The 18,234-nt window shown below is 47.0% G+C and carries 17 protein-coding genes; all 17 read left to right on the top strand.

Annotated elements, in window-relative coordinates; genetic code table 11:
* The first annotated feature begins 3 nt into the window (after positions 1–3).
* The 17 genes from rbfA (at position 4) to K3G25_RS09415 (ending at position 18,156) form a co-directional block, all read left to right on the top strand.
* Positions 4–357, top strand: coding sequence for a 30S ribosome-binding factor RbfA (gene rbfA, locus K3G25_RS09495; RefSeq protein ID WP_003154185.1), 354 nt, complete (start codon positions 4–6; stop codon positions 355–357).
* A gap of 84 nt (positions 358–441) precedes the next feature.
* Positions 442–1,371 (top strand): tRNA pseudouridine(55) synthase TruB, encoded by a 930-nt coding sequence (gene truB / locus K3G25_RS09490; protein WP_109566941.1) that lies wholly within the window; start codon positions 442–444, stop codon positions 1,369–1,371.
* A 19-nt stretch (positions 1,372–1,390) separates the two neighbouring features.
* Positions 1,391–2,332, top strand: a complete 942-nt coding sequence (gene ribF, locus K3G25_RS09485; protein ID WP_007611467.1) for a bifunctional riboflavin kinase/FAD synthetase — start codon at positions 1,391–1,393, stop codon at positions 2,330–2,332.
* A gap of 165 nt (positions 2,333–2,497) precedes the next feature.
* A complete protein-coding gene (rpsO, locus tag K3G25_RS09480; RefSeq protein ID WP_003154182.1) occupies positions 2,498–2,767 on the top strand; it encodes a 30S ribosomal protein S15 in 270 nt (89 codons plus the stop codon).
* 174 nt (positions 2,768–2,941) lie between these two features.
* Complete coding sequence (gene pnp / locus K3G25_RS09475; protein WP_007611468.1) at positions 2,942–5,065, top strand: polyribonucleotide nucleotidyltransferase; 2,124 nt, start codon at positions 2,942–2,944, stop codon at positions 5,063–5,065.
* Between the two features lie 112 nt (positions 5,066–5,177).
* The gene (locus tag K3G25_RS09470) at positions 5,178–6,137 is read left to right on the top strand and encodes a polysaccharide deacetylase family protein (protein ID WP_003154180.1); all 960 of its coding nucleotides are present in this window, start codon (positions 5,178–5,180) and stop codon (positions 6,135–6,137) included.
* Positions 6,138–6,176: 39 nt separating this feature from the next.
* Positions 6,177–7,412 (top strand): M16 family metallopeptidase, encoded by a 1,236-nt coding sequence (locus tag K3G25_RS09465; protein ID WP_232489708.1) that lies wholly within the window; start codon positions 6,177–6,179, stop codon positions 7,410–7,412.
* Positions 7,413–7,490: 78 nt separating this feature from the next.
* Positions 7,491–7,748, top strand: a complete 258-nt coding sequence (locus tag K3G25_RS09460; protein ID WP_003154176.1) for a YlmC/YmxH family sporulation protein — start codon at positions 7,491–7,493, stop codon at positions 7,746–7,748.
* A 156-nt stretch (positions 7,749–7,904) separates the two neighbouring features.
* A complete protein-coding gene (gene dpaA / locus K3G25_RS09455; RefSeq protein ID WP_021493674.1) occupies positions 7,905–8,795 on the top strand; it encodes a dipicolinic acid synthetase subunit A in 891 nt (296 codons plus the stop codon).
* 2 nt (positions 8,796–8,797) lie between these two features.
* Positions 8,798–9,388 (top strand): dipicolinate synthase subunit B, encoded by a 591-nt coding sequence (gene dpaB, locus K3G25_RS09450; protein ID WP_003154171.1) that lies wholly within the window; start codon positions 8,798–8,800, stop codon positions 9,386–9,388.
* A 124-nt stretch (positions 9,389–9,512) separates the two neighbouring features.
* Positions 9,513–10,553: an aspartate-semialdehyde dehydrogenase gene (gene asd / locus K3G25_RS09445; RefSeq protein WP_014417793.1), complete on the top strand. Its 1,041-nt coding sequence runs from the start codon at positions 9,513–9,515 to the stop codon at positions 10,551–10,553.
* Between the two features lie 88 nt (positions 10,554–10,641).
* Positions 10,642–11,856: an aspartate kinase gene (gene dapG / locus K3G25_RS09440; protein WP_003154168.1), complete on the top strand. Its 1,215-nt coding sequence runs from the start codon at positions 10,642–10,644 to the stop codon at positions 11,854–11,856.
* A 30-nt stretch (positions 11,857–11,886) separates the two neighbouring features.
* Positions 11,887–12,756, top strand: a complete 870-nt coding sequence (dapA, locus tag K3G25_RS09435) for a 4-hydroxy-tetrahydrodipicolinate synthase (protein ID WP_003154166.1) — start codon at positions 11,887–11,889, stop codon at positions 12,754–12,756.
* A 178-nt stretch (positions 12,757–12,934) separates the two neighbouring features.
* Positions 12,935–14,602, top strand: a complete 1,668-nt coding sequence (gene rnjB / locus K3G25_RS09430; protein WP_021493672.1) for a ribonuclease J2 — start codon at positions 12,935–12,937, stop codon at positions 14,600–14,602.
* 115 nt (positions 14,603–14,717) lie between these two features.
* The gene (locus tag K3G25_RS09425; RefSeq protein WP_003154162.1) at positions 14,718–15,455 is read left to right on the top strand and encodes a ClpP family protease; all 738 of its coding nucleotides are present in this window, start codon (positions 14,718–14,720) and stop codon (positions 15,453–15,455) included.
* Positions 15,452–15,661, top strand: a complete 210-nt coding sequence (locus K3G25_RS09420) for a YlzJ-like family protein (protein ID WP_061862200.1) — start codon at positions 15,452–15,454, stop codon at positions 15,659–15,661. Before K3G25_RS09425 ends, K3G25_RS09420 begins: the two co-directional genes overlap by 4 nt.
* A gap of 134 nt (positions 15,662–15,795) precedes the next feature.
* The gene (locus tag K3G25_RS09415) at positions 15,796–18,156 is read left to right on the top strand and encodes an FtsK/SpoIIIE family DNA translocase (protein ID WP_061861466.1); all 2,361 of its coding nucleotides are present in this window, start codon (positions 15,796–15,798) and stop codon (positions 18,154–18,156) included.
* Positions 18,157–18,234: the final 78 nt, after the last annotated feature.

Raw genomic sequence — 18,234 nt, 5'->3', positions numbered from 1 at the left:
GAATTGAGTATGAGAGCAAACCGTGTCGGCGAGCAGATGAAAAAAGAGCTCGGGGATATTATCAGCCGAAAGCTGAAAGACCCGAGAATCGGATTTCTCACTGTAACAGACGTACGTGTTTCAGGTGATTTACAAATAGCGAAGGTGTATATCTCCGTTCTCGGCGGAGAGAAAAAGAAAGAGGAGGCGCTGAAAGGGCTTGAGAAAGCGAAAGGATTTATCCGTTCCGAAATCGGCAGCCGAATCAGACTCCGCAAAACGCCTGAGCTTGAATTTGAATTTGATGAATCAATTGAGTACGGCAACCGTATCGAAACATTGATTCACGAACTGCATTCAGATAAACCGTCTGAATAACAAGGAAAGAGGATGGGCGAGTGTCGTCTGTCCTCTTTTCTGCGTTTTACGGGATACAATTGATAACAAAGGAGCGAAAGACAGATGGTTAACGGAGTTCTCCTTTTACATAAACCGGTCGGCATGACTTCTCACGACTGTGTAATGAAAATAAGAAAACTGTTAAAAACAAAGAAAGTCGGACATACGGGAACGCTTGATCCGGAAGTGTCAGGCGTACTGCCGATCTGTGTCGGACGGGCCACAAAGATCGTTGAGTACGTCACCGACAAGTCAAAAACGTACGATGCTGAGATTACTCTCGGCTTCTCCACATCGACCGAAGACCAGACGGGAGAAACGGTCAGCGTAAAACCTGTCAAGGAGCCGCTGAAAGAAGCGGATATCAAAGCCGTTTTAGACGAACTGAAGGGACCGCAGGAGCAAGTGCCGCCGATGTATTCCGCTGTAAAGGTCAACGGAAAAAAGCTCTATGAATACGCCAGGGCGGGTATTGAAGTGGAGCGGCCGAAGCGGAATATCACGATTGAAGATATCGCGCTCACTTCCCCTGTCACTTATAACGAAGACACAGCATCATTCCGCTTTACAGTCACGTGCTCAAAGGGCACTTACGTCAGAACATTGGCGGTGACAATCGGTGAAAAACTCGGCTATCCCGCGCATATGTCGCATCTCATCCGCACCGCTTCCGGCGATTTCAGCCTTGATGAGTGTTTCACGTTTGAGGAACTTGAACAGCAGGTTTCAGACGGAACGGTTGCAGAGCATGCCGTGCCGATCGATAGAGCGCTCAATCATTTGCCGAAATGGGTCATAAGTGATACATTAGCTAAGAAAGCTGAAAACGGGTCAGTGTTTGACATCCCGGCGGAATTTTCTGCAATGACAGCTGACGCCCGTATAGCGGTCTGTGCTGAAGACGGAGAATGTGTGGCTATTTATATGCCGCATCCTTCAAAAAAAGGACTGCTGAAACCGGCTAAAGTGCTCATGCAAAAAAGCGAACAATAAGAAAAAAGGTGACCGTTCTGTGAAGACGATACATATTTCTCATCCGCATCATTTACAAAAAGAAGAGCAGCCGGCGTCTGTCATGGCGCTCGGCTACTTTGACGGCGTACATTTGGGACACCGGAAAGTAATCGGAACAGCCAGACAAATTGCCGAAGAAAAAGGCCTGTCGCTGGCCGTTATGACGTTTCATCCTCACCCTTCCCATGTGTTGGGCAGGGACAAAGAGCCAAAGGATCTGATTACGCCGCTTGAAGATAAAATCAGCCAGATCGGACGTTTAGGCGCTGATGTGCTGTATGTCGTAAAGTTTGATGAAGCGTTTGCGTCTCTTTCTCCAAAACAGTTTGCCGAGGAGTATATTTTAGGGTTAAACGCGCGGCACGCTGTGGGAGGCTTCGATTTTACGTACGGAAAATACGGAAAAGGCACGATGGAGACGCTGCCGGACGATTTAAACGGCAAGGCCGGATGCACGACTGTCGAGAAACAGACCGAGCAGGACAGAAAGATCAGCTCTACTTATATCCGGTCAGCGCTGCAGGATGGTGACGTTGAACTGGCGCACACTCTTCTCGGCCAGCCGTATTTTATCCGGGGCACTGTGATTCACGGAGACAAAAGAGGCCGCACCATCGGTTTTCCGACCGCGAATGTCGGCCTGCACAACAGTTATATCGTGCCGCCGACAGGCGTGTATGCAGTGAAAGCCGAAATAAAAGGCGAGGTGTATGAAGGCGTCTGCAACATCGGCTACAAACCGACCTTTTATGAAAAGCGTCCCGATCAGCCGTCAATTGAAGTACATTTGTTTAATTTTCAACAGGATGTATACGGAGAAGACGTTAAAATCGAGTGGTACAAACGAATCCGAAGCGAACGGAAGTTTAACGGCATCGATGAACTGACGGCTCAGATCGGGAAAGACAAACAAGAAGCGATCCGTTTTTTCAGCAAATAACGGAAAAAACATCAAAAGTACACAAATTTTCTTCTAAAAGATTTGCATATGGGCGCGATTTTTAGTATCATATGTTTCGTAGTCTTAAAACCATTGCTTGGCAATCCGAAGTCACCGACGGTTGCTAGGTAACTGGGGCTAATTATGATATGGAGGTGAAACAGGATGGCAATTACTCAAGAGCGTAAAAATCAACTCATCAGCGAGTTCAAGACACACGAATCTGATACTGGATCTCCAGAAGTTCAGATCGCTATCCTAACAGACTCAATTAACAACTTGAACGAGCATTTGCGTACTCACAAGAAAGATCACCACTCACGTCGCGGTCTTCTTAAAATGGTAGGTAAACGTCGTAATCTTCTTACGTATCTGCGTAATAAAGACGTAACTCGTTACCGTGAGTTAATTAACAAACTAGGCTTACGTCGATAATCGTAAAAAGCGGGAGGATTCCCGCTTTTTTATCGTATTAAAGCGAAAAAAATAATGATAAAAAAACAATGAAATCCTTTTACATACTACTTTGACATTGATATGTTCAATTCATTTCGTTCATAATAGGAGTAATTGATTATTTCACACATTAAGAGAGGAGCTCGTAATCGAATGGGACAAGAGAAACATGTCTTTACCATAGATTGGGCCGGCAGACAGCTTACAGTAGAAGCCGGCCAGCTTGCCAAACAGGCAAACGGCGCTGTCATGGTCCGCTACGGCGATACTGCAGTGCTCAGCACAGCAACCGCATCAAAAGAACCGAAACCGCTAGATTTTTTCCCGCTTACCGTTAACTATGAAGAAAGATTATACGCAGTAGGTAAAATTCCGGGCGGTTTTATTAAAAGAGAAGGCCGTCCAAGTGAAAAGGCCGTTTTAGCCAGCCGTCTGATCGACCGTCCGATCCGCCCGCTTTTCGCAGACGGATTCCGTAACGAAGTACAGGTCATCAGCATTGTCATGAGTGTTGATCAGGACTGCTCATCTGAAATGGCTGCAATGTTCGGTTCATCACTCGCTCTTTGCGTTTCCGATATCCCGTTTGAAGGCCCGATCGCGGGTGTGACGGTAGGCCGCATTGACGGGAAATTCGTCATCAATCCGACGGTTGACCAGCTTGAAAAAAGTGATATCAACCTCATCGTTGCAGGCACAAAAGACGCCATCAACATGGTGGAAGCCGGAGCAGATGAAGTTCCTGAAGAAATCATGCTTGAGGCGATTATGTTCGGTCACGAAGAAATTAAGCGCCTGATCGCATTCCAAGAAGAAATCGTCGCAGCAGTCGGCAAAGAAAAAACAGAAATCGAACTGTATGAAATTGACGAAGAGCTCAGCGAAAAAGTAAAAAGCCTTGCGGAGCCGGATCTTCTCAGCGCCATTCAGGTTCACGAAAAACATGCTCGCGAAGACGCGATCAATGAAGTGAAAAATGCAGTTGTCGCGAAATTCGAAGAAGAAGAGCATGATGAAGATACGATTAAAAAAGTGAAACAGACACTGTCTAAACTCGTGAAAAACGAAGTGCGCCGTTTGATCACAGAAGAAAAAGTCCGTCCGGACGGCCGCGGCGTTGATCAAATCCGCCCGCTTTCTTCAGAAGTCGGCCTTCTGCCGAGAACGCATGGCTCCGGGCTGTTTACGAGAGGACAGACGCAGGCGCTCAGCGTTTGTACATTAGGCGCCCTTGGGGACGTTCAGATTCTTGACGGTTTAGGCGTGGAAGAATCAAAACGTTTTATGCATCATTATAACTTCCCGCAGTTCAGCGTTGGGGAGACAGGCCCGATGCGCGGACCGGGACGCCGTGAGATCGGTCACGGTGCTCTTGGAGAGCGTGCGCTTGAGCCGGTCATTCCGAATGAAAAAGACTTCCCGTATACGGTCCGCCTCGTATCCGAAGTACTTGAATCAAACGGTTCCACTTCACAGGCCAGCATTTGCGCAAGTACGCTTGCCATGATGGACGCAGGTGTTCCGATTAAAGCCCCTGTTGCGGGTATCGCGATGGGACTTGTGAAATCAGGCGAGTACTATACGGTATTAACGGATATTCAAGGGATGGAAGACGCCCTCGGTGACATGGACTTTAAAGTAGCCGGCACGGAAAAAGGCGTGACAGCGCTGCAAATGGACATTAAAATTGAAGGCCTTTCAAGAGAAATTCTTGAAGAAGCGCTTCAGCAGGCGAAAAAAGGAAGAATGGAAATCTTGAACAGCATGCTCAGCACGCTTGGTGAATCAAGAAAAGAACTTTCTCAATATGCGCCGAAAATTTTAACGATGAACATTAATCCGGATAAAATCCGTGACGTTATCGGACCGAGCGGTAAACAAATCAACAAAATCATTGAAGATACCGGTGTTAAAATTGACATTGAACAAGACGGCACCATCTTTATTTCTTCTACTGATGAAAGCAGCAACCAAAAAGCGAAAAAAATCATCGAAGATCTTGTCAGAGAAGTCGAAGTCGGCCAGCTTTACCTCGGTAAAGTCAAACGGATTGAGAAATTCGGCGCTTTCGTTGAAATCTTCAGCGGAAAAGACGGTCTCGTTCACATCTCTGAACTAGCGCTCGAACGGGTCGGCAAGGTTGAGGATGTTGTGAAAATCGGTGACGAAATCCTTGTGAAGGTAACTGAAATTGACAAACAGGGACGAGTGAATCTGTCGCGTAAAGCAGTGCTGCGCGAAGAGAAAGAAAAAGAACAGGAACAACAACAATCTTAAATGAAAACCTAACAAGGAGCCTGGGAGACCCGGCTTCTTTATTTTGAGAAAGACAACAGACGGGTTCTACCTTGTCCTCCTCATACATAATGTGTGATGAGGGGGGAAGGACATGTTGAAAAAATTCGTGCCGTTTGCCGTTTTTTTATTTCTTTTTTTTGTTTCGTTTGAAATGTTAAAAAATCCGTATACAGTTGATTACATAGACGCAATGAAAAAAGACGCTGTAACTGTGTCAGCATCAAAAGATCCGCTCTATGAAGAATTACTGCAAAAAGCGTCAGAGTATGAAGTGAAGCCGCAAGACGCGCGGATTGATAAAATATGGAAGAGTATACCGGGGTATAACGGTTTAAAAGTCAATGTGGAAAAATCCTATAAGCAAATGAAAAAGGACGGAGAATTTCACGAAGACGACCTTGTCTATGAGCAGGTGAAACCGAAAGTCCATCTTGATTCTCTCGCGCCCGAACCCATTTATAAAGGAAATCCCGACAAACCGATGGTCGCTTTCCTGATAAATGTCGCCTGGGGAAATGAATACGTGGAGCAAATGCTGCCTATTCTGAAGCAGCACCAGGTCAAAGCAACTTTCTTTCTTGAAGGGAAATGGCTGAAAAACAATCAGGAACTGGGGAAAAAAATAGCGGCAGACGGACATGAAATCGGAAATCATTCATACAATCACCCTGATATGAGCAAACTGACTTCAGGAAGCATTTCCGAACAGCTTGACAAAACCAATGCACAAATCAGCGAGACGCTCGGCATGAAGCCGAAATGGTTTGCGCCGCCAAGCGGCAGCTTCAGAAAAGCCGTGGTCGACCTTGCGGCGGAAAAAGGAATGGGCACCATCATGTGGACCGTTGACACCATTGACTGGCAAAAACCGTCTCCGGCTGTTTTACAAACAAGGGTGTTGAGCAAAATACATAACGGAGCCATGATTTTAATGCATCCGACTGATCCGACTGCGAAAAGCCTGGATACACTGATTGCAAAAATCAAAGAAAAAGGCTACGCGCTCGGCTCAGTGTCTGACTTAATGGATGAAAACAGGCTGATGAAGTAGCAGGCGGCAGTTGCCTGTCTTTGAATAGGAGGAACAGACTTGATAAAACGCTATACATGCCAAAACGGTGTAAGAGTTGTGCTTGAAAATAATCCAACGGTGCGGTCTGTGGCAATCGGCGTCTGGATCGGGACGGGGTCACGTCATGAAACGCCGAATACAAACGGTATTTCGCACTTTCTTGAGCATATGTTTTTTAAAGGAACAAATACCAGGTCCGCACGGGAAATCGCAGAATCCTTCGATCGGATAGGCGGCCAAGTGAATGCCTTCACTTCAAAAGAATATACGTGCTATTACGCCAAAGTTCTGGATGAGCATGCAAACTACGCACTTGATGTGCTGGCTGATATGTTCTTTCATTCTGCTTTTGACGAAGATGAGCTCAAAAAAGAAAAGAACGTCGTATATGAAGAAATCAAAATGTATGAAGACGCGCCGGATGACATTGTCCACGATCTGCTGAGCAAAGCGACATACGGCAATCATTCGCTCGGCTACCCGATTCTCGGGACGGAGGAAACGCTTTCGTCATTTAACGGCGATTCTCTCAGACAGCATATGGATGACTTTTACACGCCGGACCGCGTCGTCATTTCTGTCGCCGGAAATGTAACAGAACAATTCATTAAAGACGTGGAGAAATGGTTCGGTACATACGAAGCGAAGGGCAAAGCAAGCGGCATCAGCGAGCCTGAGTTTCATTATGAAAAGCTGACCAGAAAAAAAGACACCGAACAGGCGCATCTCTGTCTCGGTTTCAAAGGCCTGAAAGTCGGAGATGCGGACATTTACGATTTGATCGTCTTAAACAACGTGCTGGGCGGAAGCATGAGCAGCCGTCTTTTCCAGGATGTGCGCGAAGATAAAGGACTGGCCTATTCTGTATACAGCTATCACAGTTCCTATGAAGACAGCGGTATGCTGACGATTTACGGAGGCACCGGCGCGAATCAGCTCGGACTTCTGTCTGAAACCATTCAGGAAACGTTATCGGTTCTAAAACGTGACGGTATCACCCCGAAAGAGCTGGAAAACAGCAAAGAGCAAATGAAGGGGAGCTTAATGCTCAGCTTAGAGAGCACAAACAGCAAAATGAGCCGGAACGGGAAAAACGAACTCCTGCTCGGAAAGCATAAGACCATGGATGAAATTATCACTGAATTAAATGCGGTCAGCCTGGAAAGCGTCAACGGCCTCAGCCGCCGCTTATTTACGGATGATTACGCACTATCGCTCATCAGCCCGACTGGCAATATGCCGGCCTCATCTTAAGCAGAAAAGCAGTCTGCCTCTATACGGGGCAGGCATTTTTTTTTGCTCCGGGTCATATAGTACAAGGGGGTGGCTATCATGAGGCTCAGTGAACTGTCAGGTAAAGAAATTGTGGACATTAAACGGGCAGAGCGGCTCGGTGTGCTCGGCCAGACCGATTTGGAAATTAATGAACAGGACGGACAAATTACCGCGCTGTTGATACCGACGGTAAAATGGTTCGGATTGCGAAAACAAGGCCACGACATCCGCGTCCCCTGGAACCATATCCAAAAAATCGGGTCAGACATGATCATTTTAGACGTTCCGGGGGAGATCACGCCTCCCGAAGAGTAGATCTTATTCAATTGTTGCAAGCACCGGCTCATACAGCCGGTGCTTTTTTTATGAAAAAGACGCTGTACATTCACCGCCCTTTCTCTTCGCACATACGATGAAGAGGAGGATGACACTTAAAAGATCCAGTAACTGTAAAGAAGGTGAACGTTTCAGATGTTAACCGGATTGACAATTGCGATCATTGGCGGTGACGCAAGACAGCTAGAGATTATAAGAAAGCTGACAGAACAGCATGCCGATATTTATCTTGCAGGGTTTGACCAATTGGATGACGGTTTTACAGGAACCGTCAAATGCAAAATCGATGAGATTCCCTTTCAAAAAATAGACAGTATCATCCTGCCCGTATCGGCAACGACCGGAGAAGGCGTTGTTTCCACGGTTTTTTCAAATGAAGAAGTGATATTAAAGCAGAGCTATCTTGAGCGGACACCGGAGCATTGCGTCATTTATTCAGGCATCTCCAACGCGTATCTTGAGGGGATCGCCAGCGAAGCGGGCCGCAAACTTGTGAAATTATTTGAACGGGACGATATCGCGATATTCAACTCGATTCCCACTGTTGAAGGAACAATCATGATGGCGATTCAGCATACGGATTATACCATTCACGGATCAAATGTCGCCGTTCTCGGCATGGGGCGCACCGGTATGACGATCGCCCGGACGTTTGCGGCGTTAGGGGCGAAGGTAAAAGTGGGCGCGCGGAGTTCGGCTCATTTGGCCCGTATAACGGAAATGGGGCTTTCTCCTTTTCAACTTGAAGAGCTTACTGAACATGTAAATGATATTGATATCTGCATTAACACCGTACCGAGCTTGATTCTGAATCAAAGCGTTTTATCGCGCATGACGCCGAAGACCTTGATTTTGGATTTAGCATCCCGCCCGGGCGGAACGGATTTCAAATATGCTGAAAAACAAGGCATTAAAGCGCTGCTTGCCCCGGGTCTTCCGGGAATTGTGGCCCCGAAAACAGCCGGACAGATTATTGCGAACGTATTGAGCAAGCTTTTGGCAGACTTAAAGAAAGAGGGGGAATAACCATGTCTCTGAAAGGGAAAAGAATCGGATTCGGATTAACCGGCTCGCACTGCACATATGAGGAAGTTTTTCCGCAAATAGAGGCGCTTATCAGTCAAGGAGCTGAAGTCCGGCCGGTCGTGACGTCAACCGTTCAATCGACCGATACCCGCTTTGGGGAGGGGGGAGATTGGGTCAGAAAAATTGAAGAAACAACAGGCTTTGAGGCGATTGATTCCATCGTAAAAGCGGAGCCTCTCGGGCCGAAACTTCCGCTCGACTGCATGGTCATCGCCCCTTTAACCGGAAATTCAATGAGCAAACTCGCAAATGCGATGACTGACAGCCCCGTCCTTATGGCTGCGAAAGCCACGATCCGCAACGGCCGCCCGGTCGTGCTCGGAATTTCGACAAACGACGGACTCGGTTTAAACGGAACGAATTTAATGAGGCTGATGTCCGCAAAAAACATATATTTCATCCCGTTCGGCCAGGATGACCACGTGAAAAAACCGACATCGCTCGTCGCAAGAATGGATCTTCTTCCGATTACGGTAGAAAAAGCTCTTTTGCACCAGCAGGTTCAGCCGGTGCTCGTACACCATCATGAATGATGACAGAAAATCATTCCGGAATAAAAAAATTCGGTCAATCCGTGACTATTCTATGGTAAAATAAAACGTAAAATGCAAAGTCAATTCAATAAATGATGCTTAATTGGCGGAAGGAGTTTTACAGATGGGAAGAGGATTACACGTAGCAGTTGTCGGAGCGACGGGAGCCGTAGGACAGCAAATGCTGAAAACACTGGAAGACAGAAACTTTGAAATCGAAACACTCACACTACTATCCTCAAAGCGTTCTGCTGGTACGAAAGTAATGTTTAAAGGCGAAGAATATACAGTGCAGGAAGCTGTTCCTGAAAGCTTCGAAGGCGTTCATATCGCGTTATTCAGCGCCGGCGGAAGCGTATCACAAAGCTTGGCGCCTGAGGCTGTAAAACGGGGAGCCATCGTGATTGACAATACCAGCGCATTCCGTATGGACGAAAATACACCGCTCGTGGTGCCAGAGGTGAACGAAGGTGATCTGCACAAACATAACGGCATTATCGCCAACCCTAACTGTTCAACGATTCAGATGGTGGCTGCGCTTGAACCGATCCGCAAAGCGTACGGTTTGAAAAAAGTCATTGTATCTACTTACCAAGCTGTGTCCGGGGCCGGCAATGAAGCGGCGAAAGAATTGTACAGCCAGACAAAGGCGATTTTAAACAATGAACCCGCAGAACCGTCCATTATGCCGGTTAAAGGCGACAAAAAGCATTATCAAATCGCATTTAACGCCATTCCGCAAATTGATAAATTCCAAGACAACGGCTATACGTTTGAGGAAATGAAAATGATTAATGAAACGAAAAAAATCATGCATATGCCGAAGCTGGAAGTGGCTGCGACATGTGTCAGACTGCCGATTGAAACAGGGCACTCAGAATCTGTTTACATTGAGCTTGACCGTGATGACGCAACCGTTGAAGATATTAAACAGCTTTTAAAAGAAGCTCCGGGTGTTACGCTTCAGGATGATCCGGCGGAGCAGCTTTACCCGATGCCTGCTGATTGCGTCGGCAAACGCGATGTATTTGTAGGAAGAATCCGGAAAGATTTGGACAGAGCAAACGGTTTTCATTTGTGGGTTGTTTCTGATAACCTGTTAAAAGGCGCCGCTTGGAACTCAGTCCAAATCGCGGAAAGCCTGCAAAAACTGAACCTCGTATAAAACAAACGTATTTTCTATAGGCGAATAGAAGAGAGTAAGGCTCTGCCTGCTCTCTTCTGTTACGTCAGACTAATTTGGAGTGAAAATAGTGAAGATCATTGTTCAAAAATTCGGCGGAACATCCGTAAAAGATGACAAAGGCCGCAAGCTTGCGCTAGCACACATTAAAGATGCCATCAGTGAAGGTTATAAAGTTGTCGTTGTCGTATCGGCGATGGGAAGAAAAGGAGACCCGTACGCGACAGATTCTTTAATCGGGCTCCTTTACGGCAGCCAGTCCGACATTTCTCCGAGAGAGCAGGATATGCTTCTGTCTTGCGGAGAAACGATTTCGTCCGTTGTTTTTTCCAGCATGCTGAAGGAAAACGGCATAAAAGCCGCAGCTTTAACAGGAGCCCAAGCCGGCTTTTTAACCAATGCCCAGCATACTGACGCCAAAATTATAGAAATGAAAACAGAGCGGCTTTTCGCTGCACTCGCCAGCCATGACGCTGTCGTTGTCGCAGGATTTCAGGGAGCGACTGAAAAAGGCGACACGACGACGATCGGCAGAGGAGGAAGCGATACTTCAGCAGCGGCGCTCGGCGCGGCGGTAGATGCTGAGTTTATCGACATTTTTACGGACGTGGAAGGCGTTATGACAGCCGATCCGAGAATCGTGGAAAATGCTAAGCCGCTTCCGAACGTCACATATACGGAAATCTGCAACCTTGCCTATCAAGGCGCGAAAGTCATTCATCCGCGCGCGGTGGAAATCGCCATGCAGGCAAAGGTGCCGATCCGCGTGCGCTCCACTTATTCAAAAGACAAAGGCACTTTGGTGACGTCCCATCATTCGTCTAACATCGGCAGCGATGTATTCGAACGGCTGATCACGGGGATCGCCCATGTGAAAGATGTGACGCAATTTAAGGTTCCCGCCAAAATGGGGCAATACAACGTTCAGACTGAAGTCTTTAAAGCGATGGCAAATGCCGGAATCAGCGTAGATTTCTTTAACATTACGCCGAGTGAAATCGTATATACCGTAGCCGGCAGTAAAACGGAAGCCGCGCGCAGCATTTTGGCTGAATTAGGATATGAGCCGACAGTGACGGAGAGCTGTGCGAAAGTGTCAGCGGTCGGCGCCGGGATAATGGGTGTTCCGGGTGTCACGTCAAAAATCGTCTCCGCACTTTCTGATAAAGGCATTCCGATTCTGCAATCTGCCGACAGCCATACGACGATCTGGGTGCTCGTTCATGAAAAAGATATGGTAACGGCCGTAAATGCGCTGCATGAAGTGTTTGAACTTTCAAAGTAAATGTGATTGAATCATGATGAGGTGAAAAAAATGAATGTCGGAAATATATCTACAGCGATGATTACCCCCTTTGACAGTAAAGGGAATGTAGACTTTCAAAAACTGTCTACATTAATCGACTATTTGTTGAAAAACGGCACGGATTCTTTAGTCGTCGCAGGCACGACCGGCGAATCTCCGACACTTTCAACGGAAGAAAAAATTGCACTCTTTGAATTTACAGTCAAAGAAGTGAACGGACGTGTGCCTGTTATTGCGGGTACGGGAAGCAACAATACGAAAGATTCCATTAAACTGACAAAAAAAGCTGAAGAAGCCGGCGTCGATTGCGTTATGCTTGTCACGCCGTATTATAATAAGCCTTCCCAAGAGGGCATGTACCGTCATTTTAAAGCCATTGCGGAAGAAACGTCTCTTCCTGTGATGCTTTACAACGTGCCGGGCAGAACGGTCGCTTCACTTGCGCCGGAAACGGCCATCAGACTTGCGGAGATTCCGAATATCTCTGCGATTAAAGAAGCGAGCGGCGATCTTGATGCCATTACGAAAATCATTGCCGAAACACCGGAAGATTTTTACGTCTATTCAGGTGATGACGGGTTAACGCTTCCTATTCTCGCAGTCGGCGGAAGAGGAGTCGTGTCAGTGGCCAGCCATATCGTAGGTTCTGACATGCAGCAGATGATTAAAAACTATACGAACGGGCAGACGGCAACCGCGGCGCTGATTCATCAGAAGCTTCTGCCGATCATGAAGGAGCTCTTTAAAGCGCCTAATCCGGCTCCGGTCAAAACGGCGCTACAGCTGAAAGGCCTTGATGTCGGATCTGTGCGTCTTCCTCTTATCCCGCTGAATGAAGATGAACGTCTGAGCCTGAGCAGCGTCATCAGCGAACTGTAAGAAAAAATTTATACAGTTAAAATACGCGGTCATTCTCATTTTTATCGTGAGTTTGACCGTTTTGTATACATATTGGTTTTCCCTAAACCTTCCGCTTCTTCTTGTTTTCTAAAATTGATATCAGTTATAATAGGAACAAGTGATGATGGACGGGTATGAGACTAGGAGGATACAGATTTTGAAAAAGAAAAATACAGAAAACGTCAGAATTATCGCCCTTGGCGGCGTCGGAGAAATTGGGAAGAACCTATATGTCATTGAAATTGACTCAGACATATTTGTAGTGGATGCAGGGCTGATGCACCCTGAAAATGAAATGCTCGGTATTGATGTCGTCATTCCGGATATTTCCTACTTAGTAGAACGGGCTGACCGCGTGAAGGCCATCTTTCTGACACACGGGCACGATGAAAACATCGGAGGCGTCTTTTATTTATTGAACAAGCTGTCGGTGCCGGTATACGGAACGAAGCTTACGCTTGCATTACTGAGAGAAAAACTCAAGCAGTACGGGCATAATCGAAAAGCTGATTTACGTGAAGTTCACTCTAAATCAGTCATTACATTTGAATCAACGAAAGTATCGTTCTTTAAAACGATTCACAGTATTCCGGATTCAGTGGGAGTCAGCTTCAAAACATCACTTGGCTCTATTGTATGCACGGGAGACTTTAAATTTGACCAGACGCCTGCTTATCACCAATCATGTGATATTGGCGAAATTGCCAAAATCGGAAACAGCGGCGTGCTCGCCCTGCTTTCTGACAGCGCCAATGCGGAGCGCCCGGGGTATACTCCGTCAGAAGCATATGTAAGCGGTGAAATTTCCGATGCGATGAACAGTTCAGAAAACCGTGTCATCATTGCTGTATTCGCGTCTAATATCAACCGGATCCAGCAAGTGATACAGGCTGCCGTCCAGAACGGCCGCAAACTTGCAATCGCCGGAAAAAATCTGCAAAACGTGCTTCAGCTTGGGCGAAAGCTCGGCTATATTGAAGCCGAAGATGAAATGTTTATTCCTGTACAGGATGTGAAAAAATATCCGAAGCGGGAAGTGGCAATTGTTACAGCCGGAAGCCATGGTGAGCCGCTGGCCGCTCTTACGCGGATGGCCAAGCAGGCGCACAAGCAGCTTAACATTGAAGAAGGAGACACCGTTGTCATTGCATCAACACCGATTCCGGGGCATGAATTGATATATTCCAAAACCGTCAACCTGCTTGCCCGCGCCGGCGCTCAAGTCATTTTCGCCCAAAAACGCGTGCATGTGTCCGGTCACGGTTCGCAGGAAGAATTGAAACTCATGCTTAATTTGCTGAAACCGAAATATTTAATTCCGGTTAACGGTGAATTCAGAATGCAAAAAGCGCATTCCAAAATCGCAGAAGAGATCGGCATGAAACGCAGCGACATTTTCTTGATTGAAAAAGGTGACGTCGTTGAATTCCGCGGCCAGAATGTGAAAATCGGGGATAAAGTCACGTACGGAAACGTTCTGATTGACGGCCTCGGAGTCGGCGACATCGGCAACATCGTGCTGAGAGACCGCCGCTTATTATCACAAGACGGCATTCTCATCGTCGTGATTTCACTCGATAAGCAGAAAAAGAACCTTGTATCAGGTCCTGAGATCATTACGCGCGGTTTCGTGTATGTCAGAGAATCAGAAGGTTTAATTGTACAAGCTACTGAGCTCGTCCGCTCTATCGTGACTGAAGCGACGGAAACATCTGCCGTAGAATGGTCCACGCTGAAACAAGCAATGCGTGATGCGCTGAATCAATTCCTTTATGAAAAAACAAAACGCAAGCCGATGATCATTCCGATCATTATGGAAGTATAATGTATACAAAGCCGGAGCGCATGATGCTCCGGCTTTGTTTTTGTTCATGTCCCGGATGGAAATCATCATCTTTGTTCATAATACAAAGAGACATTCGGAAAGGGTGAAAGATAAAATGGATCATCGTATGGAAAACACCGAAGAACAGCAGCCCGAAAAATCAGATGCGAAAGACAGCATTATGAGCAAAATTCAGCAGCTGGGAGAGACATCTCTGCCGCAAATGTCCCAAGATACCAATATTCACTGCCTGACGATCATCGGCCAAATTGAGGGGCACGTCCAGCTCCCGCCGCAAAATAAAACAACCAAATATGAACACGTCATTCCGCAAATCGTCGCGATTGAGCAAAATCCGAAAATCGAAGGACTTCTGATCATCTTAAACACCGTCGGAGGCGATGTGGAAGCGGGGCTTGCGATTGCGGAAATGCTCGCATCCTTATCAAAACCGACCGTTTCAATCGTACTCGGCGGGGGCCACTCCATAGGTGTGCCGATCGCCGTGTCATGTGATCATAGTTTTATCGCGGAGACAGCGACAATGACCATTCACCCCGTTCGGCTTACAGGTCTGGTTATCGGGGTTCCGCAAACGTTTGAATACTTGGATAAAATGCAGGAGCGGGTCGTCAACTTTGTGACCCATCATTCAAATATTTCCGAAGAAAAATTCAAAGAGCTGATGTTTTCAAAAGGAAACTTAACCAGGGACATCGGAACGAACGTAGTCGGAAAAGATGCGGCTGATTACGGATTAATTGATGCTGTGGGCGGCGTCGGACAGGCGATAAAAAAGCTGAATCAGCTGATTGAGGAACGAAAGGGCGAGGAAGGAAGGATGATTCAATGATCCTTTATACCGTCATGCCCCAAGAAGTCGTTTACGGTCAGGATCTAGAGCAAAGCGTGCATGAACAGGTAGATTACGCCGGCGTGCCGCTGCTAGTTGAGATGAAGGGAAATGAAGCTGAAGTCGTACAAATTTTAAGTACGAACCCGATGGATTTTCTGAATCCGGACATCGCTCCGGGACAAAAAATCAAGCTGAAAATCTAACCGGCATTCAGTCCGTTTCTCGGGGGCAAAATATGCTATAATAGGGGAATCCTACAGAAAAATGCAGCCGGCAAAAGGCTGCTTTTCTTCATGATGTATGATTTTACATTTTTTAACGCAGTAAGGTGATGAGTGTGGCAAAGAAAAAACGGAAATCTAAAAAGAAACAAGAGAGTAAGCTCAATCTAAAATACGAACTAAGCGGACTGCTCTGTGTTGCAATCTCGATTATTGCTGTTTTGCAGCTCGGCGTTGTGGGACAGACATTTGTGTACTTGTTCCGTTTTTTTGCCGGAGAGTGGTTTATTTTATGCTTAATTGCGCTCTTCCTTCTCGGAATTTCGCTGTTTTGGAAAAAGAAGAGTCCAAGCCTTTTAACGAGAAGAAAGGCAGGATTGTACTGTATTATCGCCAGTATATTGCTGCTGTCTCACGTGCAGCTCTTTAAAAATCTGTCTCATCACGGGTCGATTCGGTCGGCAAGTGTCATCGGCAACACGTGGGAGCTGTTTATGATTGACATGAAACAGCAGGCTGCTTCCCCTGATTTGGGCGGCGGCATGATCGGCGCGGTACTGTTTGCAGCTTCCCACTTTTTATTTGCATCAACGGGTTCACAAATCATGGCGATCGTGCTGATCTTAATGGGGCTGATTCTTGTAACGGGCCGTTCACTGCAGGAAACGCTCAAAAAGTGGACGAGCCCCGTCGGCCGGTTTATCCGCGGCCAGTGGCAGGCATTTCTTGAGGATATGAAAACGGTCAGAACGAATATGTCTTCGCCGAAAACAAAAACAAAATCGGGCAAAAAACAAAAACGGGTTCAAAAGAAAAAAGAAGAGCCTGAACCGGAGGAAGAGGATGAGGAAATCATTTCGCCGATCATCCATTCAGAGCCGATTATTTCAAGCTTTTCAGACCGTCAGGAAGAGCCCGCCGAACCGCTGATTCCGGAAAAAACGCAGGAGGCTGCACAAGCGGCAAAAGATGAGCCTTCCGGCGGCGCTCAAGACAGTGGCGAAACGGCTGCGGCTCCGCCGATGACGTTTACAGAGCTTGAAAATAAAGATTATCAAATGCCTTCATTGGACATACTGGCTGACCCGAAACATACCGGCCAGCAGACCGATAAGAAAAACATTTACGAGAATGCAAGAAAACTCGAACGGACTTTTCAAAGCTTCGGCGTAAAGGCGAAAGTGACCCAAGTTCATCTCGGTCCGGCGGTCACAAAATATGAGGTGTATCCGGACGTCGGGGTCAAAGTCAGTAAAATCGTGAATCTGAGCGATGACCTCGCGCTCGCGCTTGCCGCGAAGGATATCCGGATCGAAGCGCCGATTCCGGGTAAATCGGCAATCGGCATCGAGGTGCCCAATGCTGAAGTTGCGATGGTTTCGTTAAAAGAAGTGCTTGAATCCAAGCTCAATGACAAGCCGGACGCGAAGCTTCTGATCGGCTTGGGACGAAATATTTCCGGGGAAGCCGTGCTTGCCGAACTGAACAAAATGCCCCACCTGCTCGTAGCGGGGGCAACGGGAAGCGGAAAAAGCGTCTGTGTCAACGGTATTATTACGAGCATTCTGATGAGGGCCAAACCGCATGAAGTGAAGATGATGATGATTGACCCGAAAATGGTTGAACTGAATGTGTATAACGGCATTCCTCATCTGCTTGCGCCGGTCGTGACAGATCCGAAAAAGGCCTCGCAGGCTTTGAAAAAGGTCGTCAATGAGATGGAGCGCCGCTATGAGCTGTTCTCCCATACGGGTACGAGAAATATAGAAGGCTATAACGACCATATCAAGCGGTCAAATGCCGAAGAAGAAGTCAAGCAGCCTGAGCTGCCATACATCGTCGTCATCGTTGACGAGCTTGCCGATCTGATGATGGTCGCTTCTTCCGACGTGGAAGATTCAATTACGAGACTTTCACAGATGGCGCGGGCAGCGGGAATTCATTTGATTATCGCGACACAGAGGCCTTCAGTCGACGTTATTACCGGTGTTATTAAAGCCAACATTCCGTCAAGAATCGCCTTCAGTGTCTCATCTCAGACCGATTCACGGACGATTTTAGACATGGGCGGCGCTGAAAAGCTTCTGGGGCGCGGAGACATGCTGTTTCTGCCTGTAGGCGCAAATAAGCCGGTGCGTGTGCAAGGGGCATTTTTATCCGATGAAGAGGTTGAGCATGTCGTCGATCATGTCATTACGCAGCAAAAAGCGCAGTATCAAGAAGAGATGATTCCGGAAGAAGTTTCGGAAACACACAGTGAAGTAACGGATGATCTCTATGACGAAGCGGTCGATTTGATTATCGGCATGCAGACGGCATCAGTCTCCATGCTTCAAAGGCGGTTCAGAATCGGATATACGAGAGCTGCCCGTCTGATTGACGCAATGGAGGAACGGGGCGTCGTCGGGCCGTATGAAGGAAGCAAACCGAGGGAAGTACTATTATCTAAGGAACAATATGATGAGCTCTCTTCTTAAAAAGGAGAGAGTTTTCACTGAAAATGTTATCACCAAAATCATTCCTATTTATTTTTTTATCAAAACATGATATAGTTG

The sequence above is a fragment of the Bacillus sp. FCW2 genome (assembly GCF_021228595.1).
Classification (GTDB): domain Bacteria; phylum Bacillota; class Bacilli; order Bacillales; family Bacillaceae; genus Bacillus; species Bacillus velezensis.
The sequence above is the reverse complement of the archived record's forward strand: the minus strand, read 5'-3'. Positions and strand labels throughout refer to the sequence as shown.

Bases quoted from the DNA above. Each gene is read 5' to 3' on its own strand.
- pnp (WP_007611468.1), top strand. From the start codon at position 2,942: ATGGGACAAGAGAAACATGTCTTTACCATAGATTGGGCCGGCAGACAG.
- K3G25_RS09470 (WP_003154180.1), top strand. From the start codon at position 5,178: ATGTTGAAAAAATTCGTGCCGTTTGCCGTTTTTTTATTTCTTTTTTTT.
- dapA (WP_003154166.1), top strand. From the start codon at position 11,887: ATGAATGTCGGAAATATATCTACAGCGATGATTACCCCCTTTGACAGT.
- dpaA (WP_021493674.1), top strand. From the start codon at position 7,905: ATGTTAACCGGATTGACAATTGCGATCATTGGCGGTGACGCAAGACAG.
- asd (WP_014417793.1), top strand. From the start codon at position 9,513: ATGGGAAGAGGATTACACGTAGCAGTTGTCGGAGCGACGGGAGCCGTA.
- K3G25_RS09425 (WP_003154162.1), top strand. From the start codon at position 14,718: ATGGATCATCGTATGGAAAACACCGAAGAACAGCAGCCCGAAAAATCA.
- dpaB (WP_003154171.1), top strand. From the start codon at position 8,798: ATGTCTCTGAAAGGGAAAAGAATCGGATTCGGATTAACCGGCTCGCAC.
- rpsO (WP_003154182.1), top strand. From the start codon at position 2,498: ATGGCAATTACTCAAGAGCGTAAAAATCAACTCATCAGCGAGTTCAAG.
- K3G25_RS09420 (WP_061862200.1), top strand. From the start codon at position 15,452: ATGATCCTTTATACCGTCATGCCCCAAGAAGTCGTTTACGGTCAGGAT.
- K3G25_RS09460 (WP_003154176.1), top strand. From the start codon at position 7,491: ATGAGGCTCAGTGAACTGTCAGGTAAAGAAATTGTGGACATTAAACGG.
- truB (WP_109566941.1), top strand. From the start codon at position 442: ATGGTTAACGGAGTTCTCCTTTTACATAAACCGGTCGGCATGACTTCT.